Source organism: Streptomyces hyaluromycini (assembly GCF_002217755.1).
In the GTDB taxonomy this organism is placed as follows: Bacteria; Actinomycetota; Actinomycetes; order Streptomycetales; family Streptomycetaceae; genus Streptomyces; species Streptomyces hyaluromycini.
The window spans coordinates 302329-327523 of record NZ_BCFL01000019.1; the positions used below are offsets into that span (position 1 = coordinate 302329).

General features: G+C 72.2%; 20 protein-coding genes. 10 read left to right on the forward strand and 10 right to left on the reverse strand.

What is annotated here, in order from left to right; genetic code table 11:
* Positions 1-44: 44 nt before the first annotated feature.
* Positions 45-1268 (reverse strand): maleylpyruvate isomerase N-terminal domain-containing protein, encoded by a 1224-nt coding sequence (locus tag SSP29_RS19235; protein WP_107436236.1) that lies wholly within the window; start codon positions 1266-1268, stop codon positions 45-47.
* Positions 1269-1327: 59 nt separating this feature from the next.
* The gene (locus tag SSP29_RS19240; RefSeq protein ID WP_089101927.1) at positions 1328-1909 is read right to left on the reverse strand and encodes an RNA polymerase sigma factor; all 582 of its coding nucleotides are present in this window, start codon (positions 1907-1909) and stop codon (positions 1328-1330) included.
* A gap of 347 nt (positions 1910-2256) precedes the next feature.
* Here SSP29_RS19240 and SSP29_RS19245 point away from each other — a divergent pair, with 347 nt between their 5' ends.
* Together SSP29_RS19245 and SSP29_RS19250 are read left to right on the forward strand one after the other, a co-directional pair.
* Positions 2257-2631, forward strand: a complete 375-nt coding sequence (locus SSP29_RS19245) for an STAS domain-containing protein (RefSeq protein ID WP_089101928.1) — start codon at positions 2257-2259, stop codon at positions 2629-2631.
* A 184-nt stretch (positions 2632-2815) separates the two neighbouring features.
* Positions 2816-3328, forward strand: a complete 513-nt coding sequence (locus tag SSP29_RS19250; protein ID WP_089101929.1) for an EF-hand domain-containing protein — start codon at positions 2816-2818, stop codon at positions 3326-3328.
* On the opposite strand, the gene SSP29_RS19255 is transcribed toward SSP29_RS19250, so the two are convergent.
* The gene (locus SSP29_RS19255) at positions 3312-4952 is read right to left on the reverse strand and encodes a class I adenylate-forming enzyme family protein (protein WP_089101930.1); all 1641 of its coding nucleotides are present in this window, start codon (positions 4950-4952) and stop codon (positions 3312-3314) included. The two genes, SSP29_RS19250 and SSP29_RS19255, sit on opposite strands and share 17 nt — an antisense overlap.
* 143 nt (positions 4953-5095) lie before the next feature.
* On the opposite strand from SSP29_RS19255, the gene SSP29_RS19260 reads away from it, so the two are divergent.
* The 3 genes from SSP29_RS19260 (at position 5096) to SSP29_RS19275 (ending at position 8135) form a co-directional block, all read left to right on the forward strand.
* Positions 5096-6226, forward strand: coding sequence for an acyl-CoA dehydrogenase family protein (locus tag SSP29_RS19260; protein WP_089101931.1), 1131 nt, complete (start codon positions 5096-5098; stop codon positions 6224-6226).
* 6 nt (positions 6227-6232) lie between these two features.
* Complete coding sequence (locus SSP29_RS19265) at positions 6233-7105, forward strand: acyl-CoA dehydrogenase family protein (protein WP_089101932.1); 873 nt, start codon at positions 6233-6235, stop codon at positions 7103-7105.
* Between the two features lie 553 nt (positions 7106-7658).
* Positions 7659-8135: an ATP-binding protein gene (locus SSP29_RS19275; protein WP_089101934.1), complete on the forward strand. Its 477-nt coding sequence runs from the start codon at positions 7659-7661 to the stop codon at positions 8133-8135.
* A 323-nt stretch (positions 8136-8458) separates the two neighbouring features.
* On the opposite strand, the gene SSP29_RS19280 is transcribed toward SSP29_RS19275, so the two are convergent.
* A complete protein-coding gene (locus tag SSP29_RS19280) occupies positions 8459-9394 on the reverse strand; it encodes a cyclase family protein (RefSeq protein ID WP_089101935.1) in 936 nt (311 codons plus the stop codon).
* An 86-nt stretch (positions 9395-9480) separates the two neighbouring features.
* Between SSP29_RS19280 and SSP29_RS19285 the strand changes: the two genes are divergently transcribed.
* The 3 genes from SSP29_RS19285 (at position 9481) to SSP29_RS19295 (ending at position 13195) form a co-directional block, all read left to right on the forward strand.
* The gene (locus tag SSP29_RS19285) at positions 9481-10395 is read left to right on the forward strand and encodes an SDR family NAD(P)-dependent oxidoreductase (protein WP_089101936.1); all 915 of its coding nucleotides are present in this window, start codon (positions 9481-9483) and stop codon (positions 10393-10395) included.
* 596 nt (positions 10396-10991) lie between these two features.
* A complete protein-coding gene (locus tag SSP29_RS55875; RefSeq protein ID WP_089101937.1) occupies positions 10992-12146 on the forward strand; it encodes an acyl-CoA dehydrogenase family protein in 1155 nt (384 codons plus the stop codon).
* Positions 12146-13195 carry a Zn-dependent alcohol dehydrogenase gene (locus SSP29_RS19295; protein WP_089101938.1) on the forward strand — a complete coding sequence of 350 codons (1050 nt, stop codon included), beginning with the start codon at positions 12146-12148 and terminating at the stop codon, positions 13193-13195. Before SSP29_RS55875 ends, SSP29_RS19295 begins: the two co-directional genes overlap by 1 nt.
* Here SSP29_RS19295 and SSP29_RS19300 read toward each other — a convergent pair.
* Entirely contained in the window at positions 13192-14226 is a 1035-nt protein-coding gene (locus tag SSP29_RS19300) for a GlxA family transcriptional regulator (RefSeq protein WP_089101939.1), read from the reverse strand. The two genes, SSP29_RS19295 and SSP29_RS19300, sit on opposite strands and share 4 nt — an antisense overlap.
* A gap of 191 nt (positions 14227-14417) precedes the next feature.
* On the opposite strand from SSP29_RS19300, the gene SSP29_RS19305 reads away from it, so the two are divergent.
* Positions 14418-15686: an MFS transporter gene (locus SSP29_RS19305; RefSeq protein ID WP_438363802.1), complete on the forward strand. Its 1269-nt coding sequence runs from the start codon at positions 14418-14420 to the stop codon at positions 15684-15686.
* A 165-nt stretch (positions 15687-15851) separates the two neighbouring features.
* On the opposite strand, the gene SSP29_RS19315 is transcribed toward SSP29_RS19305, so the two are convergent.
* The gene (locus SSP29_RS19315) at positions 15852-17381 is read right to left on the reverse strand and encodes an AAA family ATPase (RefSeq protein WP_089102396.1); all 1530 of its coding nucleotides are present in this window, start codon (positions 17379-17381) and stop codon (positions 15852-15854) included.
* 70 nt (positions 17382-17451) lie between these two features.
* On the reverse strand, positions 17452-17631 hold the full coding sequence (locus SSP29_RS19320; protein ID WP_145968919.1) for a hypothetical protein: 180 nt from the start codon (positions 17629-17631) through the stop codon (positions 17452-17454).
* A gap of 196 nt (positions 17632-17827) precedes the next feature.
* Here SSP29_RS19320 and pglX point away from each other — a divergent pair, with 196 nt between their 5' ends.
* On the forward strand, positions 17828-21325 hold the full coding sequence (gene pglX / locus SSP29_RS19325; protein WP_089101942.1) for a BREX-2 system adenine-specific DNA-methyltransferase PglX: 3498 nt from the start codon (positions 17828-17830) through the stop codon (positions 21323-21325).
* 4 nt (positions 21326-21329) lie between these two features.
* Here the strand turns inward: pglX and SSP29_RS19330 are convergent, their stop codons facing one another.
* The 3 genes from SSP29_RS19330 to SSP29_RS19340 form a co-directional block, all read right to left on the reverse strand.
* Complete coding sequence (locus SSP29_RS19330) at positions 21330-21929, reverse strand: flavin reductase family protein (RefSeq protein ID WP_089101943.1); 600 nt, start codon at positions 21927-21929, stop codon at positions 21330-21332.
* Positions 21930-21990: 61 nt separating this feature from the next.
* A complete protein-coding gene (locus tag SSP29_RS19335) occupies positions 21991-22800 on the reverse strand; it encodes an enoyl-CoA hydratase/isomerase family protein (RefSeq protein ID WP_089102397.1) in 810 nt (269 codons plus the stop codon).
* The gene (locus SSP29_RS19340; RefSeq protein ID WP_089101944.1) at positions 22800-25028 is read right to left on the reverse strand and encodes an acetate--CoA ligase family protein; all 2229 of its coding nucleotides are present in this window, start codon (positions 25026-25028) and stop codon (positions 22800-22802) included. Before SSP29_RS19340 ends, SSP29_RS19335 begins: the two co-directional genes overlap by 1 nt.
* Positions 25029-25195: the final 167 nt, after the last annotated feature.

The following is a 25195-nucleotide window of genomic DNA, read 5'->3' on the forward strand; positions in this document are numbered from 1 at the left end:
CGGGCTTCGCCCAGGGGGCGGTCCGGCCCCTTGGGCGGACGTCCCTACATCCGGCTCAGGCTCGCGGCAGCGAACAGCACGTCTCTGATCGCCGCCCGATCCCCCAGCTGGCCCGCGGCCGCCTCCTCCGGCGGCACATGGCCCGCGGCCAACCGGCAGAACTCCACGTCGTCCAGCGCCACGTGCGCCACCTCGAACTCCGACGAGCCCACCGCCCCCGGCGAGTCCAGCGGGATCAGCCACTCGCCGCCGCCGCTGCCCTCGATCTCCAGCCGCAGACTCCGGCCGGGCCGTCCCGCAGGGACCAGGTGGGGGGTCTGGCCGGGCGACGCCAGCCCCGCCCGCCGGCGCTCGGCCAGCGCAGCGGGCAGCATCCGGGCCGCGAGGTCGATCATCCGGTGCAGGTGCCTCGGGGCCGGCGGCCCGTAGGGATAGTCCACCGCCTCCGCGATGTCCTCCGCGTGCACCCAGCACTCGAAGGCACGGTCCAGCATCGAGTCGTGCAACGGCAGTTCGAAGTCGCCGTACGCCACCCCGAGGCGCCCGGCGCCGCCGCCGGTGAAGGAGACGGTCTGCACGAGCCGGTGGCTCTGCTCCCGCCAGGGCACCCGCACCGCACGCGTCGGCGGGAAGTGCGAGGCCTGCCAGAAGGCCTCGGTGCGGGCGGCCGGGCCCTGCGCCCGGACCTCCCCCAGCGGGTCCTCCAGGCCCAGTGCCGTCGCCACCAGCCCGTCGACGGACAGCAGATGCGCGATCACGCCGGCGACCGTCGTACGGCGGCTCGCCGCCGCCTCGCCGTCGAACCAGCGCAACCGCACCGGCGTGTGCCACTCCGCGTCGCCGATGTCCTGGAGCAGGGCGTCGAGGCGGGCGGTCTCCGCGTCGTAGGGCGCCGCCCAGGCGGGGATCGGGATCCTGGCCGGCCGGCGGTCCAGGCAGGCCTCCAGGACCCGGGTGCGCAGCCCGGGATCGAGGTCCAGGCTCTCCGGCTGGTGCAGCAGGCCGACCGCCTCGCGCAGCCGCCGTGCCTCGTCCGCGCAGGCCCCGCAGTCGCCGAGGTGAACCTCGACGGCGAGGGACTCGGCCGTCGAGCACGCGGCCAGCGCCCACGCCCCGAGCAGCGACTTGAGGACGTCGTGCGGCAACTCCAGCGGTACGGGCGGCAGGCCGGCCGGCTCGGGCAGCGGCTGGCCGCCGTCCTCGACGGAGGCCCGGGGCAGCGGTATGCGCGGCGACCGGCCGAAGTCGGCGCCGCCGTCGTGCGGCACGTCGCCGTCCCCGGAGCCGGCGCCGGCGCCGTCGTGCGCCTCGGAGAACTCGGCGCCGGTCACGCCCCACCTCCGTATCCGGGCGGTGTCCCGGCGTCGTGCGCGGTGGACAGCAGTTGCAGGCCCAGGCGCAGCCGGCGGCGGGCCTCGTCCTCGGTGACGCCGAGGTCCACCGCGGTCTGCCGGTAGTCGCGGCGCTGGAAGTAGGCGAGGTCCAGGGCGGCGCGCAGCGGGGCCGGCATGGAGTGCACGATGTAGTCCGCGCGGGCGGCGACGGACGCCCGCCGCACCTTGTGCTCCAGCTCCTCCGCGGCCTCCGGGGAGCCGCTGTCGCCCGGGGCGAGCGCGGCGGTCTCGGTGGCCCTCAGGCGCTGCACGGCGAGCCGGTGGGCCAGCGCGGCGAGCCACGAGCGCAACGGCCCCTGCCGGGGGTCGTAGGCGTCGGGGTGCTCCCAGACCTGGGCGAAGACCTCGCGGGTTATGCCGTCGGCGGCCCGCTCGTCCCCGAGGACGCGATGGGCGAGCCCGTGCACGAGCGAGGCGAAGCGGTCGTACAGCTCACCGAGGGCGGCCGCCTCGCCGCGGGCGAGCCGCTGCTGCATCTTGCGGTCCCAGCGGGGCGGTACGTCCTTCTTCGCCATGCGGCCCCCTCCCCGTGTCCGTGTCCAGCGTGTCTCCACCGTCTCCTCGAATGTAGTCGGCACGTCCGGCAACGCACGCCCCTTTATGGCAATGCGCGCCCTTGACGGACCGCGGGTGGTACTGGGCGCTTCCGGTCCTTCTCGGGTCTCCCGTTCGTCTCCGGCCGAACCCTCTGTTTCTGATCGAACAGGATCGGTGATGACCGAAACAAGACCCTCTCCGATCGATGCTCGTTTGTCATCCGGGGTTTCGGGGAACGGCCGCTGGGCAGCCGCGCGACAAGAAGCGTAGGAACTGGCTCCGTTTCCGGGCGGTTCCGGAGATCCGGCGAGCGGAGGGCTGAGCCGTGGCTTTCAAGGTGACCGGCGTCGAACAGGGCGAGTGGGCGGTGCTCGGAGTGTCGGGCGAACTGGACCTGGTGACCTCGCCGGTGCTGCGCCAGCGGGTGCACGACGTGGTCGCCGAGGGCCATCACAGCCTGGTCCTCGACCTCTCCGACGTCTTCTTCTGCGACTCCAGCGGGGTCGGCGTCCTCATCGCGGCCCGCCGCCTGATCCGCTCCTGCCGGGGCCGGCTGCGGCTGATACTGCCCGCCCAGGGCGCGAGTGACGGTTCTCACGTCAACCGGGTCCTCGGCGCCCTCGGTGTACGGCGGCTGTTCGACGTGTACGCCGACATCGACAGCGCGACCGCCGACGAGGAGGACCCGCTGTCCGCGTAGCCGGGGTGGCCGGGGCAGCCGGGCTCCGCGAGCCCGTAGCCGACGATCACGACAGTGCCACGTTGTTGTCGCGGAATTCCCCCGGTCTTGGCACAACCGTCGTTTTCCCGCTCTCCGGCCGCCGCCGCGTCGTACGCTCCCAGCGAGATGAACCCCCACGTCACGTAAGGCGGCCCGAACAGACATGGTCAGCACCGAGTACGAGCGACGGATCGCCGCCCGGTTCGCAACCTTCGACCAGGACGGCAACGGCTGGATCGACCGCGAGGACTTCAACGCGGCGGCCAAGGCGCTGCTCGCCGAGTTCGGCGTCCCCGCGCGCTCCGACAAGGGCCAGGCCCTGTACGCCGGCGCGGAGGCCTTCTGGCAGGGCATGGCCGGCATGGCGGACCGGGACGGCGACCAGCGCATCACCCGCCAGGAGTTCGTGAGCGGCGCGGTCAAGCGGCTGCACGACAACCCCGAGCGGTTCGGCGAGATCGCCCGCCCCTTCCTGCACGCGGCCCTCGCCCTCGCGGACACCGAGGGCACGGGCACGGCGACCGTCGCCGACACCGTGCGCGTGCTGCGCGTCCTCGGGGTCGCCCCGGAGCTCGCGCAGGCGGTCGCGGCGGGCCTGGACACCGACGGCGACGGCAAGGTCGCGGAGGCCGAGATCGTCCCGGCGTTCGCCCGCTACTTCACGATCCCGGAGTAGGGCTCTCCGCAGCAGGACTCCCGGCACCAGGACTTTCCGCAGCAGGACTCCCGGCACCAGGACTTTCCGCAGCGGGACTCCCCGCAGCGGGACTCCCCGCGGCGGGACCCTCCGGTGCGGGAGTCCCCGAGAACCGCTCGCGCAGCCTGTACTTGAGCACCTTGCGCAGCGTCTCGTTGCGCGGAAGCGCGTCCACCACCTCCAGCCGCTCCGGCAGCTTGTGCACCGACAGCCCTTCCGCGCGCAGGTAGGACACCGTCTCCGGGAGCGTCAACACGGCGGCCCCCGGAGGCTGTTCGACCACCGCGCACACCAGCTCACCGCGCTCCGCGTCCGGCAGCCCGACCACCGCGGCGTCGGCCACCGCCGGATGCGCGGCGAGCAGGTCCTCGATCTCCTTCGCCGAGATGTTCTCGCCCTTGCGGATGATCACGTCCTTGAGCCGCCCGGTGAGGACCAGGTGGCCGGTCGCGGTCACCCGGCCCAGGTCGCCGGTGCGCAGGAAGCCCTCGTCGTCGAAGGCCGCGGCGGACTGCGCCGGATCCAGGTACCCCTGGCACACCGCCTCCCCGCGCAGGCGCACCTCGCCGCCCTCCGCGATCCGTATCTCCATCCCCTCCGGCGGCCGTCCCTCGGTCGTCGCCAGGTTCTCCACCGTGTCGTCCGGCGCTCCCATCGTGATCATCGGCACCTCGGTCATGCCGTACCCGTGCGTCAGCTGCACCCCCATCTCGCGCACCACCGCGTGGTACACCTCCGGCGGCTTGGGCGCCCCGCCGCCGGCCAGCAGCCGCAGCGAGGGGATGACCGGCACCCCCGGCCGCTTGCGCTGCTCGGCCAGGAACATCGAGTAGAACGCCGTCGAACCGCCCGCCACCGTCACCCCGTGCCTGCGGTACTCCGGCAGCGCGTCCGGCAGCGCGAACTGCTCGAACAGCACCGCCGGGAAGCCGTACAGCAGCAGCATCACCGTGTAGTCGGGGCCGGCGATGTGCGCGTACGGGAACGCCATCGAGCCCACGTCGTCCGCCGTGAGCCGCAGCGCGTGCGCGAGACACGACCCGCCCGCGACGAGCGACCGGTCCGTATGCAGAACGCCCTTGGGGTCCGAGGTGGTTCCCGAGGTCCAGTAGATCCACCGGACGGAGGTGCCCTCGGCGGGCGGGGCGGGCAGCACGGCCGGATCGCCGTCGGGGAGGTCGTCGTAGGCCTCGAAGATCCCCTTCGCGCCCAGCCGGCGCGCCATCTCCGTGTGGTCGAAGCCGCGCCACACGCCCGGTACGGCGAAGAACTCGGCCCTGGACTCGCGCAGCGCGAAGCCGACCTCGCGGTCCCGGTAGAAGGGGATGACGGGGGACTGGACGGCGCCGAGCCTGGCCAGCGCGAAGGACAGGACGGCCGTCTCGATCCGGGTCGGCAGCTGCCAGGCGACCACCGTGCCGGGGCGCACGCCCATGCCGTACAGCCCGGCCGCGACGCGTTCGGCACGCGCGCGCAGCCCGCCGAAGGTCAGGGTGCGGTCGCCCTGGAGGAACACCGGGCGGTCGGGGGTGAGTCCGGCGCGCCGGGCGACCAGGTCCCAGAGGGTGCGGGAGGTACTCAGCTCGTGTGCGGTGGCGTTCATGGCGTCCCCCTGCCCAGCGGACCACGGAACTGACGAGTCGTCAGATCGTAGGTCCTGGCGCCTTGTCGGTCCAGGGGTGCGGGGCTAGCCTGCGATGGCTGACGAAGTCTGACGAACCATCAGCTCCGTGGGGGTGCCTGCCGGTGGACCTGTCGTACACGCCCGAGGAGGAGGACTTCCGGGCGCGGCTGCGGGAGTGGCTCGCCAAGGTGCTGCCCGGCCTCCCGCCGAAGCCGAAGCCCGAGGACTGGCCGGGCCGCCGCGCCTACGACCTCGGCTGGCAGCGCACGCTGTACGACGCCGGGTACGCCGACGTCCACTGGGACGCGTCCCCCACCATGCGGCTGATCTTCCTTGAGGAGACCGAGAAGGCCGGCGCGCCCTATGTGGGCGCCAACTTCGTCGGCCTGCTGCACGCGGGCCCCACCATCGCCGCCGAGGGCACCGAGGCGCAGCGGGCCCGCTGGCTGGCGCCGATCCTGCGCGGCGACGAGGTGTGGTGCCAGGGCTTCAGCGAACCGGACGCCGGCTCCGACCTGGCCGCGCTGCGCACGCGCGCGTGGCGCGACGGCGACGACTACGTGGTGAGCGGCTCCAAGATCTGGACCTCGCACGCGGAGGTCGCCGACTGGTGCGAACTGCTGGTGCGCACGGACCCGGAGGCGCCCAGGCACCGGGGCATCACCTGGCTGGCCATGCCCATGGACGCCCAGGGTGTCACCGTACGGCCGCTGCGCACGCTCGCCGGGTCCCACGAGTTCGCCGAGGTGTTCCTCGACGAGGTGCGGGTGCCGGCGGCCAACCGGGTCGGCGCCGAGAACGACGGCTGGCGCGTCACCATGGTGACCCTCTCCTTCGAACGCGGCACCGCCTTCGTCGGCGAGGTCGTCGCCTGCCGCCGGGTGCTCGGCGACCTCGCGCGCGTGGCGCGCGCGAACGGCACCTGGGACGACCCCGAACTGCGCCGCCGCCTGGGCCGCCTGAACGCCGAGTTCCGGGCGCTGTGGCGGCTCACCCAGTGGAACGTCAGCGAGGCGGAGGGCAGGGGCGTGCCGGGCGTCGGCGGCTCGGTCTTCAAGCTGCGGTACTCGCACGCCCGGCAGGAGCTGTACGACGCGGCGGCCGCCGTGCTCGGCCCCGACGCCCTCGACCTCGACCGGCCGTGGGTCCTCGACCGGCTCTCCGCCCTCTCGTACACCATCGCGGCCGGGACCTCGCAGATCCAGCGGAACATCGTGGCCGAGCGGATCCTCGGGCTGCCGAAGGGGCGGTGAGCGGACGTGCGCTTTCGACTGACCCGTGACCAGGAGGCGTTGCGGGCGGGCATGCGGGAGCTGCTCGGGCGCCGCTTCGACGGCGCGGTGCTGCGGGCGGCCGCCGGCGCGCCGGGCCGGCTGGACCGGGGCCTGTGGCGGGAGCTGGGAGCCGCCGGGTTCTTCGCGCTGCGGCTGCCCGAGGCCGACGGCGGTGTCGGACTCGGCCTGGCCGAAGCCGTGTTGGTGTTCGAGGAGGCGGGGCGGGCGCTGCTGCCCGGCCCGCTGGTGGCCACCCACCTCGCGGCGGCCGACGTGCCCGGCGCGGCCACCGGGGAGGCCGTGGTGGCCCGTGCGGACGGCGGCCTGGTGGAGTGGCTGGCCGAGGCCGACGAGGTGACGGGGGACGCGTCGGGGGCCGTACCGGTGCGCTCGGTGGACCCGTTGACGCCCCTGCACCGCGTCCCCGGGCCGGTCTCCGGGCCGCCCGACCCGGTCGCCGTGCTCCTCACCGCCGCCGAGCAGCTCGGCACGGCCACGCGCGCGTGCGAGCTGGCCGTGCAACACGCACGCACGCGCGTGCAGTTCGGGCAGCCGATCGGAGCGTTCCAGGCGGTCAAGCATCTGTGCGCCGACATGCTGGTGCGCGCCGAGACCGCGCGGGCGGCCGTCTACGCGGCCGCCGTGACCTCCGCCCCCGCGGACATCGCGGCGGCCCGGCTGCTCGCCGACGAGGCCGCCGTGCGCGGCGCCCGGGACTGCCTCCAGGTGCACGGCGGGATGGGCTTCACCTGGGAGTCGGAGGTGCATCTGCATCTGAAACGGACATGGGTGCGGGCACAGCGTGGTGGTGCGAACACGGAGAGTGAGGAGATGCTCGCCGCGGAGCTGCTCAGCTGAGCGTTCGAAACGGCTCTGGCCTGCGGAATCATGGGTTCTGGCGGTCGGGATGTCGCGGATTGTGGCATACCGGAATCACGGAGCGTTGATACCGGGTTGTGTCCAACGCGTGACTCGTCACGGCCTGGAGTCGGCTGTCCCCTCCGGTACCTTCTGTGGGATGCGAGTGGTTCCGAGGACGAGCCATGCCGGCGGAGCCGTCGAAGCGGCCCCGCCACTCATGGTGCGCACCGCCGCTCGCAGGGCGGTAAGGGCTTGTGCCCCCGCTTGTTCGACTCCCCGCCGCGAGCGTCGCACAGTATGCCGGAGGCGTACTCCTTCGCGCTGGAATATGCCCGAAGCGCTTGTTGGGGTGACTGTACGTCAACCATGCTGTCTCGTAAGGGAATCACGTTCCGTGACCCTTGCTCTGGCCGTTGTTCTGGCCATGCAGAAAATGGCTACGATCGTGGCCCTCGTCGTCCTTTTCGTCGCGGCCCTCGTCGTGGCGTTGGCTCGGCGCGGGTTCATGTGTCCGCCGGTTCGGATGGTGTGAGCGGTGCAGGTGCTTCAAGTGCAGCTGGAGATCCGGCCCGACCCCACGGAGGTGGGGCGGGCCAGAAGGTGGGCCCGCTCGCGCCTCGCCGGGGCCGGTATAGCGGCGGACGAGCCGCTGGCCGAGACGCTGATCCTGCTCGTCTCCGAGCTGGTCACCAACGCCGTGGTGCACACCGGCTGTCCGGCCGTACTGCGGCTCTCCCTGCCGGGCACGGACCGCGGGGGCGCCGACGAGTCGGTCACCGTACGGCTGGAGGTGGCCGACGCCAGCGACCGCGCGCCCGTGCCGCGGTGCGCCGACGGCGACGCGACCGGCGGCCGCGGCCTCGCCCTCGTCGACGGGCTCGCCGACCGCTGGGGCTGGAGCCCCGAAGGCGCCGGCAAGCGCATCTGGTGCGAACTCGACCGGTGTTCGCAGCCCCGGCAGGGCGCGGCGGTCGCGTACGGGGGCGGACTGGCCTCGTACGAAGGGCTGGCCTTCGAGGCGGTGTGATCCCGGTGCGCGGCCATGCGCCGGGGGTTGCATCCGTGCGCGCCCATGGCGAACCGGGGCATAAGTCGTAAAACCCCGTACGGGTGTTGACGCCTTGTGACCGTTTGCTCACGCTTGAGGTCTGCGATTCGCCGCGAGGGGACGGCGAGGGTCTGGGTGACGGACGCCCTCGTCGAGTGTGGGTCGAGCCGGATGGCGGCGCGCGGGACCGGGCTCGGGGCGGGCCGGTGCGCGTGGTCGTCCGGATGCAGGGGGAATGGGGGAGGGCCGGTGTCACGCCGCCTCGGGCGTGACACCGGCTTTCGACAGGCGGCGGGCGGTGCTCACAGGACGGCCACCGGGGCGACCGGAGTGCCCGTGGCCCCGACGAACGGCTCGGGCATCGCCGACAGCAGGAACGCGTACCGGCCGGTTTCTCCACAGGCTGTGGACAACTCTTCGAGATTCCAGTTCTGGCCCTGCAGCATCCCCATCTCGACCAGGTCCAGGGCGTGCACGGGCAGCCACAGGTCCTCGATCTCGGGCGGGAAGATCTCGAACGTGAGGGTGTCGTTGGCGACCGCGGCCACGTCGCGCGCGTGGAACCACTCCGGGGTGTGCACCGAGAGACCCGGCGACGGGTAGCCGTACCCGTGCTTGTCCCCGGCCAGGTACACCTGCACCTGCCCGGTCCTTACGAGGACGATGTCGCCGCTGCGGACGGTCGTCCCGGCGAACTCCTCGGCCGCGTCCAGGTCCTCCGGAGTGACCGCGTGCCCGCCCGCCAGCCGGTCCACGCCACGCGCGCGTGCCACGTCCAGGAGCACCCCGCGCGAGACGATGTGCCGCGCCTTGTCGATCCCGCAGAACTCGGCACCGCCGTGCGCGGTGACGGTGTGCGCCGGGCGGCCGTTGTAGAGCTTCCCCGAGTGCGAGACATGGGTGAGCGCGTCCCAGTGGGTGCCCGCCTGCAGCCCCATGGTCACGGCGTCGTCGCTGCACGCCACGGTCCCCGGGCCGAAGAGCTCCTGGTTGATCTGCACCATGGCGTGCAGGGGGTTGACCCGCCCGGGGATCATCCCGGTCTGCACCCCGTCCTGCTGGAGCGGAAGGGCGAGGGGAACGCGGCGCCCGCTCCTGACGGCCGCCACAGCCTCCCGCACCACCTCGTCGGTGACCAGGTTCAGCGTGCCGATCTCGTCGTCGGCGCCCCAGCGCCCCCAGTTGTTGACGCGCTTGGCGATGTCGTGGAACGCGGGATGAAGCGCCGGCAGTGACATCTGGGTCCTCCCCAGGCCTTGTGTCCGCACATCTGACGGGTCATAAAATCTAACGGTCCGTCAGAAACCGCGGGAAGGGGCCGGGCGTGGGGAACTTCTTGGCAGGCAAGGTCGTCGCCGTGACGGGTGCGGGGCGCGGTATCGGACGGGCGGTGGCGCTGGCGGCGGCGGCCGAGGGGGCGAAGGTCGTCGTCAACGACTACGGCGTCGCGGTCGACGGCGGATCGCCCACGAGCGAGGTCGCCCAGGCCGTCGTCAAGGAGATCGAGGCGGCGGGCGGGGACGCGGTCGCGGTCGCCGACGACATCTCCACGATGGCGGGCGGGCAGCGCGTCGTGGACGTGGCGCTGTCGGCGTACGGCCGGCTCGACGGGGTCGTGTGCGTGGCGGGGATCCTGCGCGAGCGGATGCTGTTCAACATGGCCGAGGAGGAGTGGGACCCGGTTCTCGCCACCCACCTCAAGGGCACGTTCACGGTGTTCCGGGCGGCGTCCGCGGTGATGCGGAAGCAGCGCGCCGGCACCCTCGTCGGCTTCACCAGCGGCAACCACCAGGGCTCGGTCTCGCAGGCCAACTACAGCGCGGCCAAGGGCGGGATCATCTCGCTGGTGCGGAGCGCCGCGCTGGGCCTCAACAAGTACGGGGTGACCGCGAACGCGGTGGCGCCGGTGGCCCGGACCCGGATGTCGGCGGGCGTGCCGACGGAACTGACGGAGATCGGCGAGCCGGAGGACGTGGCCGCGTTCGTGGTCTACCTGCTGTCCGACGCGGCGCGGGACGCCGGGGTCACCGGGCAGGTCTACACGGTGGCCGGACCGAAGATCGCGGTGTGGGCCCAGCCGAGGGAGCTGCGGGCCGCGTACGCCGAAGGGGGCGCCTGGACGCCGGAGCGGATCGCTCAGGCGCTGCCGGGGAGCGTGGGGACGGATCCGATGCCGATGCTGGCGCGGCTGGCGGCGATGGAGGCGGCCGCGCGAGAAGGAAGCCGGCCGAACGCGTAAGGGGGGTGGGCCGCGTGTGCTCCGGCGACCGCGGAGGGGTGAGGGCCGGGCGCCTGCCCGCCGTGGCGGGGGCGGGCGGCGCGCGACTGCGGCGCCGTCGTGGCTGGTCGCGCAGTTCCCCGCGCCCCCAGGGGGTGTGCTCGCGGGCGTTGTGTTCGCGCGCTTGTGCGGGACGCGGGCTGTGGGCGAGTGCGGCGCCGTCGTGGCTGGTCGCGCAGTTCCCCGCGCCCCCAGGGGGTGTGCTCGCGGGCGTTGTGTTCGCGCGCTTGTGCGGGACGCGGGCTGTGGGCGAGTGGCTGTGGGCGAGTGCTGCGCCGTCGTGGCTGGTCGCGCAGTTCCCCGCGCCCCCAGGGGGTGTACTCGCGGGCGTTGTGTTCGCGCGCTCTTGCGGGACGTGGGCTGTGGGCGAGTGCGGCGCCGTCGTGGTCGCTCGCGCAGTTCCCCGCGCCCCTGGGGGGTGCGGCTGCCGGCGTTCGGAGGTCTCGCCCTCTCCTGTCGGCCCCTCTCTTCTCTCCGCCGCGACGGTGATCGGCCACTACGGCGGTTGCCGGTGGTTTTCGTACGGACCTAGCCCCGACGCATCTCTGGAGGTCACCGTGGAGTTCGGCTTTGCGCCGGAGGATGAGGAGTTTCGCCGGGAAGTCCGGGGCTGGCTCGACGCGCACGTCAAAAGCGATGTGGACCGGCGCAGTTGGGAGCGCACGCTCGGGGCCGCCGGGTGGATCGGGATCGGGTGGGCGGAGGGCGGGTACGGGAACCGGACCGCGACGCTCACCCAGCAGGTCGCCTGGGCCGAGGAGTACGCCCGGTCGGCGGCGCCGCCGCGGTCCGGGCACATCGGGGAGAACCTGCTCGCCCCGACACTCATCGCGCACGGCAGCAGTGAGCAGAAGGCGCGTTTTCTGCCGGCCGTCGCCGCCGGGGAAGAGCTGTGGTGCCAGGGGTACAGCGAGCCCGGCGCGGGGTCCGATCTGGCCGGCGTGCGGACCGCGGCCGTACGGGAGGCGGACGGGTATCGGGTCTCCGGGCAGAAGATCTGGACGTCGCTCGCCCACGAGGCCGACTGGTGTTTCGTGCTGGCGCGGACCGAGGCGGGCTCGCGGCGGCATCACGGGCTGAGTTTCCTGCTGGTGCCGATGGACCAGCCGGGCCGTATCGAGGTCCGCCCCATCCGGCAGATGACCGGCACCAGCGACTTCAACGAGGTCTTCTTCGACGGGGCGTACGCGCGCGCGGAGCATGTCGTCGGCGGCGAGGGCAACGGCTGGCGCGTCGCGATGAGCCTGCTCGGGTTCGAGCGCGGGGTGTCCACGCTCGCCCAGCAGATCGGGTTCGCCGAGGAGTTGGGGCGGGTGGTGCGGGACGCCGTACAGAGCGGGGCCGTCGACGATCCCGTCGTACGGGAGCGGCTGGTGCGGCAGTGGGCCGAGTTGCGGGTGATGCGGTGGAACGCCCTGCGGACGCTGGGGAATTCGGCCGTGGAGCCCGGCGCGCCCAGTGTGGCCAAGCTGCTGTGGGGCGGCTGGCACCAGCGGCTCGGAGAGCTCGCCGTGCTGGTGCGGGGCGCGGCCGCGAGCGTCGGCCCGGCCGGCTGGTCGGCCGCCGCGCCGTACGAACTGGACGCCGCCCAGCACCTGTTCCTCTTCTCCCGGGCCGACACCATCTACGGCGGCTCGGACCAGATCCAGCGCACGATCATCGCCGAGCGGGTGCTCGGTCTGCCGAGGGAACCGAAGGGGGTCGAGTCGTGATGCGCGGTGTCGTGTTCGACGGAAAGCAGGTGCAGGTCGTCGACGATCTGGATGTGCGGGAGCCGGGGCCCGGGGAGGTACTGGTCGCGGTGTCGGCGGCCGGGTTGTGTCACAGCGATCTGTCGGTGGTGGACGGGACCATACCCTTCCCTGTTCCTGTGGTGCTCGGGCATGAGGGTGCGGGTGTGGTGGAGGCGGTCGGTGTGGGCGTCAGCCATGTGGCGCCGGGGGACCATGTGGCCCTGTCCACGCTCGCCAACTGCGGTGCCTGCGCCGACTGTGACCGGGGCCGGCCCACCATGTGCCGCAAGGCCATAGGGCGCCCGCAGAAGCCGTTCACGCGCGGCGGCCAGGCCGTGTACCAGTTCGCGTGCAACTCGGCCTTCGCGGAACGCACGGTCGTCAAGGCCGTGCAGGCGGTACGGATCCCGAAGGACATCCCGCTGACGTCGGCCGCCCTCATCGGCTGCGGGGTGCTGACCGGTGTGGGCGCCGTACTGAACCGGGCCCGCGTCGACCGCGGTGACACGGTGCTGGTCATCGGCACCGGCGGAATCGGTCTGAACGTCATCCAGGGCGCGCGGATCGCGGGCGCGCTGCGGATCGTGGCCGTGGACGCCAACCCGGCCAAGGAGGAGGCGGCCCGGCAGTTCGGCGCGACGGACTTCCTGACCTCGGCGGAGGGCGTGAAGGACCTGCTGCCGACCGGGGTGGACCACGCCTTCGAGTGCGTCGGCCGGGTCGAGCTGGTCCGGCAGGCCGTCGACCTCCTCGACCGGCACGGCCAGGCCGTCCTCCTCGGCATGCCCGCCCCCACCGCCGAGGCGTCCTTCGCCGTCGCCTCCATGTTCCTCGACAAGTCCATCCTGGGGTGCCGCTACGGCTCCTCACGGCCGCAGCACGACATCGCCCTCTATGCCGAGCTGTACCGCCAGGGGAGCCTGCTGCTCGACGAGTTGGTGACCGAGACGTACCCCGTGGAGGACTTCGAGAAGGCCCGCGCCGACGCGGAGGCGGGGCGGGTGGCCCGGGGGGTGCTCACCTTCTAGGGGGCGCCGGTACTGCTCTGTTCCTGCCCCGTCGTGGGTGCCTCGGCGCCGGCCCGGAAGGTGCGGCGGTAGGCGGTCGGGGTGACACCGAGGGCCGTCTGCAGGTGCTGGCGCATCGACTGGGCCGTGCCGAAGCCGGCGTCCCGGGCCACCTGGTCGACGGAGAGGTCGGTGGACTCCAGGAGGTGGCGGGCGCGTTCGACGCGCTGCTGGGTGAGCCACTGGCCGGGGCTGATGCCGGTCTCCTCGCGGAAGCGGCGCGTGAAGGTCCGTACCGACATGGCCTCCTGCTCGGCCATGTCGCGCAGCTGGATGGACTCGTGGAGGCGGCCCAGGGCCCAGGCGCGGGCCGCGGTGGTCGTGGCCACCTGGGGGTCGGGGACCGGGCGGTGGATGTACTGGGCCTGGCCGCCGTCCCGGTGCGGGGGGACGACGGTGCGGCGGGCCACCTCGTTGGCGACGGCCGTGCCGTGGTCGCGGCGGACCATGTGCAGGCACAGGTCGATGCCGGCGGCCACCCCGGCGGAGGTCAGCACGTCACCGTCGTCGATGAACAGGACGTCCGCGTCCACCTCGATCTGCGGGAAGAGCCGCTGGAGGTGGTCGGCCTCGGCCCAGTGCGTGGTCGCCGGGCGGCCGTCCAGGTAGCCGGCGGCGGCCAGGACGTAGACGCCCGTGCAGATGGAGGCGAGCCGGGTGCCGGGGCGGATGTGGGCGAGGGCGGCGGCCAGCTCGGGGGTCAGGACACCCTGCTCGAAGACCGGGCCCAGCTCGTACGACGCCGGGATGATCACGGTGTCGGCGGTGGCCAGGGTCTCCGGGCCGTTGGGCACGTGGACCGCGAAGTCGGCGTCGGTCTCGACCGGCCCGGGCGGGCGGACCGAGCAGGTCGCGACCTCGTAGAGATGGCGGCCCAGGGCGTCCTTGGGGCGGCCGAAGATGCGGTGCGGGATGCCCAGCTCGAAGGGGAGCAGGCCGTCGAGGGCGAGGACGACGACGCGGTGCGGGCGGAAGCCGGGGTCACTGCTCATGGCCCGATCCTAGTGAATGCTGTCCTCCGGGCCACTCGATGGAGCGAGGCCGTCGGCCGGATATTTATGGCGTGACCCAGACAAGCGAAGCCGCAGCCGCCCCCGCCGAGGACTCGAAGGGCTCGAAGGGCTCGAAGGGCTCGAAGGGCTCGAAGGACTCGAAGGACTCGAAGCCGACCCGCTCACCGCGCATCCACCGTGCCTGGTTCGTCGCCGCCGTCACCTTCGTCACGATCATCGGCGCGGCCGCCTTCCGCTCCCTACCCGGCCTGCTCATCGACCCCCTGCACGCGGAGTTCGGCTGGTCGCGCGGCACGATCGGCGCGGCCGTCTCCGTCAACCTCGCGCTGTACGGGCTCACCGCGCCCTTCGCGGCCGCGCTGATGGACCGCTTCGGCATACGCCGGGTGGTGGCCGTCGCCCTGACCGTCATCGCGCTCGGCTCGGGTCTGACCGTGTGGATGACGGCGGCCTGGCAGCTGATGCTCTGCTGGGGCCTGCTGGTCGGCCTCGGGTCCGGCTCGATGGCCCTCGCCTTCGCCGCCACGGTCACCAACCGCTGGTTCACCACCCGGCGCGGACTGGTCAGCGGCATCCTCACCGCCGCCTCCGCCTCGGGCCAGCTGATCTTCCTGCCGCTGCTCTCCTGGATGGTCGAGACGTACGACTGGCGCCCGGCCGCCGTCACCGTCGCCCTCGCCGCCCTCGCGGTCGTCCCCTTCGTGTGGCTGCTGCTGCGCGACCACCCGGCCGACGTGGGCCAGAAGCCCTACGGCGCGACCGAGTTCGTACCGAAGCCTGCGCCGGTCACCGGGGCGGCCCGCAGGACCCTCGGAGTGCTGTCCTCCGCCGTCCGCACCGGTCCCTTCTGGCTGCTCGCCGGCACCTTCGCGATCTGCGGGGCCTCCACCAACGGCCTGGTCCAGACCCACTTCGTGCCCGCCGCCCACGACCACGGCCTGCCGGTCACGACGGCGGCCTCGCTGCTCGCGGTGATCGGCGTCTTCGACGTCGTCGGCACGATCGCCTCCGGCTGGTTCACCGACCGCTTCGAACCGCGCCGCCTGCTCGCCGTCTACTACGCCCTGCGCGGCATCTCCCTGCTGTTCCTGCCGATGCTCCTTGGACCGTCGGTCCACCCCTCGATGATCTTCTTCATCATCTTCTACGGCCTCGACTGGGTCGCCACCGTCCCGCCCACCCTGGCCCTGTGCCGGGAGCGGTACGGCGACGACAGCGCCATCGTCTTCGGCTGGGTCCTCGCCTCCCACCAGATCGGCGCGGCCCTCGTCGCCTACCTCGGCGGCGTCGCCCGCGACGCCTTCGGCACCTACGACATGGTCTGGTACGCCTCCGGCACCCTGTGCGCGGCGGCGGCCCTGATGGCCCTGCTGATCCGCCGCCGGCCGCTGACCCCCGTGGGAGACCCGGCGGTCGTGGGCGGGCCCCTCCCGGCCTAGGGCCTGTCTGACAATTCCCGTCTGCCTCGCGACGCCATGCACGCACTCTCGCCGCACCGGGCGCAGACCCAAGTACGTCCAGGGCCTACGCCCGGCACGCCGAGAGCACGCACCTGACGCCGCGAGGCCGCCCTCCGGGCGACGACGGGAATGGTCAGACAGGCCCTAGGCCAGGAACCCGTCCGGCACGGACCGGCCGTACAACTCGTCCAGGCCGATCAACAGCACTCCACTCCGAGCCGCCTCGGCCCGCAGAGCGTCGCTGAAACCCGCCGCGCTGAAACAGGCCAACCCGCAGTGCGAGGTGTCCATGCCGCGCCCGGCGAGCAGTTCCCTTGCGCGCGCGAGGCGTTCGAGGTGGTTGACGCCCATGACCGTGCCCCACTTCGCCTCGCCGAGCAGGGCGACCGACGGGCGGTTTCCCCCGGAACCCTGCTCGACGACGGCCACATCGACCTGGATCTGCCGACGCTCCTTCGGATCGGTCACGACGCCGCTGCCCACCTCGCCCAGCGAGGTACTCAGCAGGGTCCTCCCGGGCCCCAGGACGTATTCACGGCACATCGCCTCGAAGTGCGGACCGGCCACCTGCGCCGCGAAACGCTGTCCCGCCTGGGCCCATACCTCCGTGGCCTGGCCCCCTTCCAACCGGGCCCAAGCCGGACGCATGACGGCCTCGTAGAAGGTGATGACGGGTTCCGTGATGCGGTACTGGGATTTCCCGGCCCGGAAGATGTCGACCTCCCGCACCAGAAGATGGCTGTCCTCCAAGACATTGAGCGGGTGCGAGATGTCGACGGACTTGCGGCCGATGTATCCCGCGATGCCTCCGCGCGTGGTGTTGCCCTGGGCCACGGCGGCCAGTACCGAGTGGTACAGCGCTGTGTCCCGGATGTCGGCCTCCTCGGCAAGCAGGTAGCGGGCTTCCCGGAAGAGGGGACTGAACGGGGAGAGAACCGTGCGGCAGATCCATTCGTCGAAGCCGTTGAGATCGGCGGGGACATCGTCCGCCAGGAACTGCCGGCGGTAAGCGGGCGTGCCACCGAGGACCGCGTGCAGCCGGGCCGCGAGTGCGGGATCCGTGGCGACACCCCAGAAGTCCGCCGCCGCCCGGTATCCGAAGGGCCGCACGACGAGTTCGAGCTGGGCCCGGCCCCGCAGCGGCGCACTACTGACCAGCAGCCCGCCCATGACGGACATCGCCGAACCGCACAGAAGCAGCCGCATGCGGCTCTCCTCCACCTGGCCCCGGTCGATCGCGCGCTGGATCAGGGAGGGAAGTTCCGGAGCCGCCCGCACCAGGTACGGGAACTCGTCGATGACCACGAGAAACGGGGTGTCCGGTGCCGGACCGCCGGGTGTCCGCGCGCCGGAGGCGGCGAGCCCGAAGAGGTAGGAGACCGCGTCGTCCCAGGTGGCGAAGGAGAAGGCCACCGGGGAGCCCACGTATTCGGCCAGGGCGGCGCTGAACTGCCGGAGAGACTCCGCCTCGGTGGCGTCGGTGGCCCCGAAGTAGAACCCGCCGCACTGCTCGACGAGCGCCCGCAGCAGATACGTCTTTCCCATACGACGCCTGCCACTGAGGACTCCGAGCGCGGCGTGCGGCATGGGCCGGCCGACGAAGGCCGTGAGCGCGTCCCACTCGGGTCCCCGGTCGAAGACGCGTGACGGCTTGGACGGCCTTGGCTGCTGCATGACCACTCCCAGGTCTCACTCTCGCTCTTGCTCTTAGGAACACACTTCTAAGGAGTGTATCCCTAACAGCTCATGAGGTCAGGAAGCTTCCGATGACGAACGCCAGCGTCGCCACCCCGATGAAGGTGGCACCTCCTGCCGCGAGCGCGCCGACGACCCGGTCCCCGGCCGGATGTCCTTCCTGTGCCACCCAGACGACCCCCGCCGCAACGGCACCGATCACCATCGCGCCGAGCAGGACGATCGCCACCCACACCCCCTTGCCCCCACTGCTGTCGCCGCCCATGTGAGGCGCCCACCCCTTCCGTCGAGAACCGCTCCGGACCGTCGAGACCAACGAAGAGGAGCGTAGCAGCGACTCCAACACTCACCGATATTTATGACACTCTCGCGGTGATAGGGTTTTGTGGCACGGCATTGCGCGAGGAATGAGTGGGAAGGGGCCCATGCCCGTCGACCAGGGCCTGACCGCGGACCTGATGCGACTCACCGCGCGCGTCGAGGCGGACCTGGCAGCGCGAGCCTCCGCCGACCCGGCCGGGCTGCGGTGGCGCGCGGAGTACGAGTCCGCCAGGACCCGCGGAGTGACGGCGAGGACCTGGAGCGCCTGGCTGGACGACCAGGTGTCCCGGACCGCGACGGCCTGGGTACTCGTCACCGTGATGATCAGGTTCTGCGAGGACAACGGTCTGCTCGACATCTCCCTCACCGGGGACGCGCCGTCCGGTGACCCCGTGCTCCAGGCCGTCGACCGGTTCCGTGATCACCCCGTCATGGGCATGGTGTTCGGAGACGGGAGCAGCCTCCTGAACGGGATGCGCCCAGGGGCGCGGGCATGCGCCGAACTCCTCGACTTCTGGCACGGCAGGACGCCCGACGGCACGCTCGTACACGACTTCACGGACGCAGCGCGGTCCACGAGCTTCTTGGCGGACCTCCACTCCTCGCTCGACGACGGCGCGCGTCAGTCGTACGGCCAGGTGCCGACACCTCGGTTCGTCGTCGATCTCGTCCACGACCTCACCCTCGAACCGGCCCTCGCCCAACAGGCATCCGACGCGGCGGGGCTGTCCGGCTTCCGGCTCGTGGATCCCGCTTGCGGCTCGGGTGCATTCCTGCTCGGGGCATACGAACGGCTCTTTCGCCGTTGGACCGAGCTCAAGCCGGAGATGAGCCCCTGGCAGCGCGCGGCGCGGGCGCTGAGATCCGTGCACGGATGCGACATCGACCCGTGCGCCGTACTCGTCGCACGCTTCCGTCTGCTGCTGGCCGCGATGAACAGCACGCAGGAGCCGCGCATCGACGACGTTCCGGATCTGCCTCTGGTGGTGGCGGCCGGCGACTCCCTCCTGTACGGCAGTCCGGGTGGGCCGGGCGCACCGATACTCATGGACCTCGGCTCCGCAGCCGACGTCGACGCGTACGCCGATCGCCACGGGCTCCTCGACCGCGCCTCCTATCACGTGGTGACGACCAATCCGCCGTATGTCACGGTCAAGGACAAGGCCCTGTTCGCGGCCTACAGAGACGCCTACGACAGTTGCAGCGGTCCCTACGCGCTTTCGGTCCCCTTCACCGAACTCGCCTTCCGGCTCGCGCGGCCGGGCGCGACGGCGGGCCGGGTCGGCCTGCTGACCTCCAACGCCTTCATGAAGCGCGAGTTCGGACGAAACCTCGTCGAGCGCTTCCTCCCCACAGTCGAGATCTCCCACGTCATCGACACATCCGGGGCCTACATCCCCGGACACGGCACCCCTACGGTCGTCCTCGTGGGCCGCAGCCGGGTGCCCGATCCCAACCTGCCCGTGCATGTCGTCGTCGGCCGTCGAGGCGAGCCCGGGGCACCGGTCGAGCCTGCCGAGGGAGCCGTCTGGCGGTCGCTGCGTCGCCTGGCGTTCGAGCCGCCCAGGGCGACGAGCGAGTGGGCGGAGTCCTACGTCCAGGAGCGCGAGCAGCTCCGCACCTTCCCCTGGACCCTCACCCCGACGGACGCCCGGGAAGCGCTGCGCCGAATGGAAACGGGGAAACGGCTCCGCGACCGCGCGGTCCGCATCGGATACGCAGCCAATACCGGATCCGACGACATCTTCTGCGCCACTGCCGACACCTTCCGGCGCTCCGGGGCCGAGGAGAGCGCGACCGTCCCGGTGCTGACCGGATCCGAGGTGCGCGACTGGTCGGCGGACCCGGCGCTCGTGGCGTTCTTTCCACGGACCGGACGCGACGGGACACCCGTCGACCTCCGCGGACTCCCGGGACACCACCGGCGCCTGTGGCCCTACCGAACGGTGCTGCGCGAACGGCCGGGCACGAAGAAGAAGGCGCCGTGGTACGACTGGCACCAGATCTCGGCCGGCTGGGACACGCACCCTTGGTCGATCGTCTTCCCCTGGGTGGCCACCCACCCTCACTTCACCCTTCTCCGCGGCTCCGCCGTCCCGCTGAATTCCGCGCCGGAGATCAAGCTTTCACCGAGCGAATCGGAGGACTCTCACCTCGGGCTCCTCGGTGCGCTGAACAGCTCGGCCGTCTGCTTCTGGCTCAAGCAGATGAGTCAGAGCAAGGGGCAGCCGCGCGCCGGCCAGCTCCGAGGCGGCGAAGCCTGGGAGAAGATCTATGAGTTCACCTCCACCCGACTTCTCGATCTGCCGCTTCCCGAGGCGTTCCCGCACGCGCAAGCGGCGGAGCTGGACCGGTTGGCGGTCGAGTCGAGGCATGTCCTGACCGACGTAGCCGATCCCGCCACCCACCTCGACGACCGGTTCCTCAGCCGGGCCCGCGAGCGGTGGCAGACCCTCCGGTCTCGGATGGTCGCAGCCCAGGAGGAGCTCGACTGGCAGGTGTACGCCCTGTACGGCCTGGTCGCCGAGGAGGGGCTGACCGCCCAGGGAGACCTTCCGAGTGTCGCCCTGGGCGAGCGAGCGTTCGAGATCGCGCTGGCGAGGCGGGTCGCTACGGGCGAGGAACAGACCGATTGGTTCACCCGCCATACGACGACGCCGGTGACCGACATTCCCAGGCACTGGCCCTCGGCGTACCGGGACCTCGTGGAGCGCCGTGTGTACGCCATCCAGCAGAGCCCTGTGATGGCTCTGCTGGAACAGCCTGAGTACAAGCGTCGCTGGGCCGCTCCGCCCTGGGAGGTCCTGATCCACGGCATCCTCAAGGAGCGTCTGCTCGACCGTTGTGAGTCGTCCCGACTGTGGTACGAGCACACGGTCCAAGGCAGGCGTCCGGTGACTCTGACGGTCCGGAAACTGGCCGAACTGCTCGGCAAGGACGAGGACTTCACCTCCGTGGCGGCGCTCTACTCGCGGTCGTACACGCCGGGAGCGGTCAACGTGAGCGAGGTGTTGCTCGAACTTCTCGCCGATGAGCACGTTCCCCAGGCTGCGCCGCTTCGGTACAAGGCGTCCGGTCTCGACAAACGGCGCCAGTGGGAGGAACTGTGGAAGGCGCAGCGCTGGGACGACAGCCAGGGACACATCGACAGTGAGGTGCCGCACCCGGTCCCGCCGCGCTTCACGTCGGCGGACTTCCTCAGGCCCTCCTACTGGAGACGGCGTGGGAAGTACGACATGCCCAGCGAGCGTTTCGTGTCGTTCGCGTCGTCGGCCTCGCCGCTGTCCCTCACCACGACGATCGGCTGGGCGGGCTGGAGCGCGGATGAGCGTGCCCTGGCCGTACTGGACCTGCTCGACGCCGGCTCCCATGCCCACACGCACCGCCCGGCATCAGCCCTCCCGCTGCTCAGGGCGCTCGTGGACCAACTGCCTCGGATCACAGCGCCCGGTGATGAACCCGCCGCTGACGCGGAAGCGCGAGAGGAGCTTCTTCACCGCCGCTATGCCGAACACCTCACCCGCCTCGGCCTGTCGGCCGAGGAAGTGATGTCGTGGCGGCCTGCCGCGCCGAAAAGAGGCAGACCGCGCAAGGGCGCTTGATCAGTTACAGGAAGCGCCCTTTGTGGAACAGCAGGGGTGCCCGGTCCGGGTCGTCGCCCGTGCCCAGTGCGGTCACCCGGCCGACCACGATCAGGTGGTCGCCGCCCGTGTGCACCGCGTGGACGGCGCAGTCGATCCAGGCGGTGGCACCGGTCAGCCGGGGGGAGCCGGAGACCGGGGCCGCGTCGTACGGCACGCCGGTGAACTTGTCCGCACCGCTCACCGCGAAGGCGCGGCACAGTTCGCCCTGGCCCGCGCCGAGGACGTTGACGCAGAAGACACCGGCGCGGGCGATGCGCGGCCAGGTGGCCGACGTACGGCCGACCATGAAGCAGATCAGGGGCGGGTCGAGGGAGAGGGAGGAGAAGGACTGGCAGGCGAAACCGGCGGGGGAGGGCTCGCCCTCGGCGGCCGGTGCGGTGATCACGGTCACCCCGGTCGCGAAGCTGCCGAGCACGCGCCGGAACTCCGCCGCGTCGACCGGCGCCCGCTCGTCCGCGCGCACGCACCGCAACTCCGGGCGCGGCAGCGCCTCCACCGGCCCCGCCCCGGGAGCCGACCTCAGATAACGGACGGCGGCCGCGGCCGCCCCTGCGTGTCCCATCACCTCTCCATTGAAAGTGACGGGCCGTCAGATGGGAAGGGGCAGGGACCCGGCAGCACCGTCATCGGCCCTGGAAATCGGGGCTTCTGCGCTCCACGAAGGCCCGTACGCCCTCCTGGGCGTCCCGGGTCGTCATGTTGATCTCCTGGGCGGCCGCCTCGGCGGCGAAGGCGGACGCCCGGTCGGTGTCCAGGGACGCGTTGACCAGCTGCTTGGTGAGGGCGAGGGCACGGGTGGGGCCGGCGGCCAGGCGGGCGGCCCAGTCGCGGGCCGTCTTCGGCAGCTCCGCGTCCGGGACGACCCGGTTCACCAGGCCGAGCCGCTCGGCCTCCGGGGCGGAGAGGGCGTCGCCGAAGAACATCAGCTCCTTGGCGCGGTGCGGGCCGACCAGGCGGGGCAGGAGGTAGGCGCCGCCGCCGTCGGGGACCAGGCCGCGGCGGACGAACACCTCGATGAAACGGGCCGATTCGGCGGCCAGGACCAGGTCGCAGGCGAGCGCGAGGTGGACGCCGAGACCGGCGGCGGTGCCGTTGACCGCCGCGATCACCGGCTTCTCGCAGTCGAGGACGGCGGCGACGAGCCGCTGGGCACCGAGCCGGATGGTCCGGGCCACGTCGCCGGGCACGCGTTCGGCGGAGGCGCCGGGGGTGCCGTCGGCCGTGCTGCCGCTGCCGCGGAGGTCGGCGCCCGCGCAGAAGCCGCGGCCGGTGCCCGTGATGACCACCGCGCCGATCCCCGGGTCCGCGGAGGCCTCGCCGAGGAGGCGGATGACGTGCTCGCGCTGGTCGGGGGTGAGGGCGTTGAGGGCGTCGGGGCGGTCGAGGGTGAGGTGTGCGACCCGCTCCGCCGTCACGTACCGGACGGTGTCCATCAGCGGCACACCGCCAGCGCGTCCAGCGCCACCGCGCCCTGGCCCTGCTCCAGCACCATCAGCGGGTTGATGTCGAGTTCGGCGAGCTGGCCGCCGAGTTCCAGCGCCATCCGCTGCACCCGCAGGACCACTTCGACGAGCGCGTCCAGATCGGCCGGCGGCCGGCCCCGGACCCCGTCCAGCAGGGCCCGCCCGCGCAGCTCCGCGAGCATGTCCCGGGCCTGGTCCTCGCCGAACGGCGGCACCCGTACGGCCGCGTCGTGCAGGACCTCGACCAGGACCCCGCCGAGCCCCACGGTCACGGTCGGCCCGAAGAGGTCGTCGTGGGTGACCCCGACGACCATCTCCACGCCCCGCTCCACCATCTGGCAGACCAGCACGCCGTCCAGGGCGACCCCCTCGTACCGCGCGATGTCCGTCAACTCGCGGTACGCGTCCCGTACCTGGCTGGCCGAGGTCAGCCCGATCTTCACCAGGCCCAGCTCCGTCTTGTGGGCGATCTGGCCGCCGGACGCCTTCATCACCACCGGGTAGCCGACCAGCCCGGCCGCGCGCACGGCCGCCGCCGCGCTGGTCACCAGCTGCTCGCGGGGCACCCGGATGCCGTACGCGCGCAGCAGCTGCTTCGCCGCGTGCTCGCTCAGCTGCTGCCCGGGACGCATCAGCGCGAGCGCCTTGCGGTAGGAGGGCGAGGGGGTGCGCGGGGCCTCGTCGAAGGGGGAGCGGTAGGTGCTCACGAAGCGGTGGTGGTCGAGGTAGGCGCGGACGGCGGTGAGGCAGTTGCCGACCGTGCGGAAGGTGGCCACCCGGGAGGAGCCGAGCAGGACCTCGCGGTAGGCGGCCTCGGTGCCGACCGGGGAGCCCCACACCACGCACACCAGCTTGTCGGTCGCCTCGGCCGCGTCGACCAGGTCCTGGACGAGCTTGTCGCTGAGCGGCGGGAAGGGCCCGGTGATCGGGCAGACCAGCACCCCGACCTCCGGGTCGGCGAGGATCGCGTCGATGATCTTCCGGCCGCGCCAGTCGCCCACCGGGTGCCCCCCGTTGTCGACCGGGTTGGCCACGCTCAGGTACTCCGGTATCCACTGGTGCAGCTCGGCCTGCCGCGCCTGCGACAGCACCGGGAGCCGCAGCCCCGCCCCGGAGGCCAGGTCGGCGACGTGTGCGCCCGTACCGCCCGAGATCGAGTAGACGACCACCCCGTCGGCCAGCGGTGCCCGGGCCCGGGCCAGCAGGGCGGCGGTGTCCTGGAGTTCGTCGAGGCCGTCGACGCGGATCACCCCGTACTGCCGCAGCGCCGCGTCGACCACGTCGTCCGCGCCGGTCAGCTTGCCGGTGTGGGAGGCGGCGGTGCGGGCACCGGCCTCGGTGCGGCCGACCTTCACGGCGACCACGGGCACCTGGCGGCGGGCCGCGCGGTCGGCGGCGAGCAGGAAGGCGCGGCCGTCCTTGAGGCCCTCGACGTAACAGGCGATGGCGCCGACCTCGGGGCGCTCGGCGAAGTAGGAGATGAAGTCGGCGGTCTCCAGGTCGGCCTCGTTGCCGGTCGGCGCCCAGTGGGAGAGCCGGATGCCGAGTTCCTGCGCGGCGAAGACCGGCCTCCCCTGGTGTCCCGACTGGGTGATCAGCGCGATCGCCGGGCCGTCCAGGTCGTCGCGGAACCGCTCGAAGGCGTTCAGGTTGGTGTTCGGGCCGAGCAGCCGGAGCCCGGACCGCCGTACGGCCGCCGCCAGGCGGGTCTGGGCCGCCGCGCCCTCCTCGCCGGTCTCCGCGAACCCGGAGGCGAAGGCCACGGCGAACTTCACCTTGGCCTCGGCGAGTTCCTCGATCACCGGCAGCGGGTCGGCGACCAGGAGGACGGCGAGGTCGACCTGCTCGGGCAGGCCGGCGACGGAGGGCACGCAGGGGATGCCGAAGACCGAGGGCCGGGTCGGATGCACCGGGTGCACCCGGGCCCCGACCCGCCCGGCCCAGTCGAGCAGCTGCCGGGTGATGCCGGTGTTGGGCCGCCCCTCGGCGTCCGAGGCGCCGATCACGGCGACGGACTCGGGGCGGAAGAACCTGTCCAGATCCGGTACGTCCGCATACAGCGGCCGTCCGCTGACGTCCAGCTCCTCCGTGTCGGCCGTGCGGCCGTGGACGGCCGGCCCGGGACGCTGCTCACCGCAGGCGATGACCCGGGCCCGGCGGGAGTCGGTGGTGAGGGTGCCGTGGGTTGATCCAAGCATCGTTCCGCCCGCTCCTGTGTGACAGCACAATTAACTGACGCAGTGTCAGATTACTGAACTGACACTGCGTCAGGAACTGGTCTGCACGCAAAGTTGGAGCAGGAAGTTGAAGCCGGAAGTTGCCACCGGGGGTTCCCCGGAGGTTGCGCCGGGAGTGCTCCGCCGGC

What these genes read in the sequence shown, in the direction of transcription:
- SSP29_RS19340 (WP_089101944.1), bottom strand. Translation starts at nt 25,028, where the DNA reads ATGCTTGGATCAACCCACGGCACCCTCACCACCGACTCCCGCCGGGCC.
- SSP29_RS19250 (WP_089101929.1), top strand. Translation starts at nt 2,816, where the DNA reads ATGGTCAGCACCGAGTACGAGCGACGGATCGCCGCCCGGTTCGCAACC.
- pglX (WP_089101942.1), top strand. Translation starts at nt 17,828, where the DNA reads ATGCCCGTCGACCAGGGCCTGACCGCGGACCTGATGCGACTCACCGCG.
- SSP29_RS19295 (WP_089101938.1), top strand. Translation starts at nt 12,146, where the DNA reads ATGCGCGGTGTCGTGTTCGACGGAAAGCAGGTGCAGGTCGTCGACGAT.
- SSP29_RS19335 (WP_089102397.1), bottom strand. Translation starts at nt 22,800, where the DNA reads ATGGACACCGTCCGGTACGTGACGGCGGAGCGGGTCGCACACCTCACC.
- SSP29_RS19315 (WP_089102396.1), bottom strand. Translation starts at nt 17,381, where the DNA reads ATGCAGCAGCCAAGGCCGTCCAAGCCGTCACGCGTCTTCGACCGGGGA.
- SSP29_RS19280 (WP_089101935.1), bottom strand. Translation starts at nt 9,394, where the DNA reads ATGTCACTGCCGGCGCTTCATCCCGCGTTCCACGACATCGCCAAGCGC.
- SSP29_RS19255 (WP_089101930.1), bottom strand. Translation starts at nt 4,952, where the DNA reads ATGAACGCCACCGCACACGAGCTGAGTACCTCCCGCACCCTCTGGGAC.
- SSP29_RS19240 (WP_089101927.1), bottom strand. Translation starts at nt 1,909, where the DNA reads ATGGCGAAGAAGGACGTACCGCCCCGCTGGGACCGCAAGATGCAGCAG.
- SSP29_RS19330 (WP_089101943.1), bottom strand. Translation starts at nt 21,929, where the DNA reads ATGGGACACGCAGGGGCGGCCGCGGCCGCCGTCCGTTATCTGAGGTCG.
- SSP29_RS19300 (WP_089101939.1), bottom strand. Translation starts at nt 14,226, where the DNA reads ATGAGCAGTGACCCCGGCTTCCGCCCGCACCGCGTCGTCGTCCTCGCC.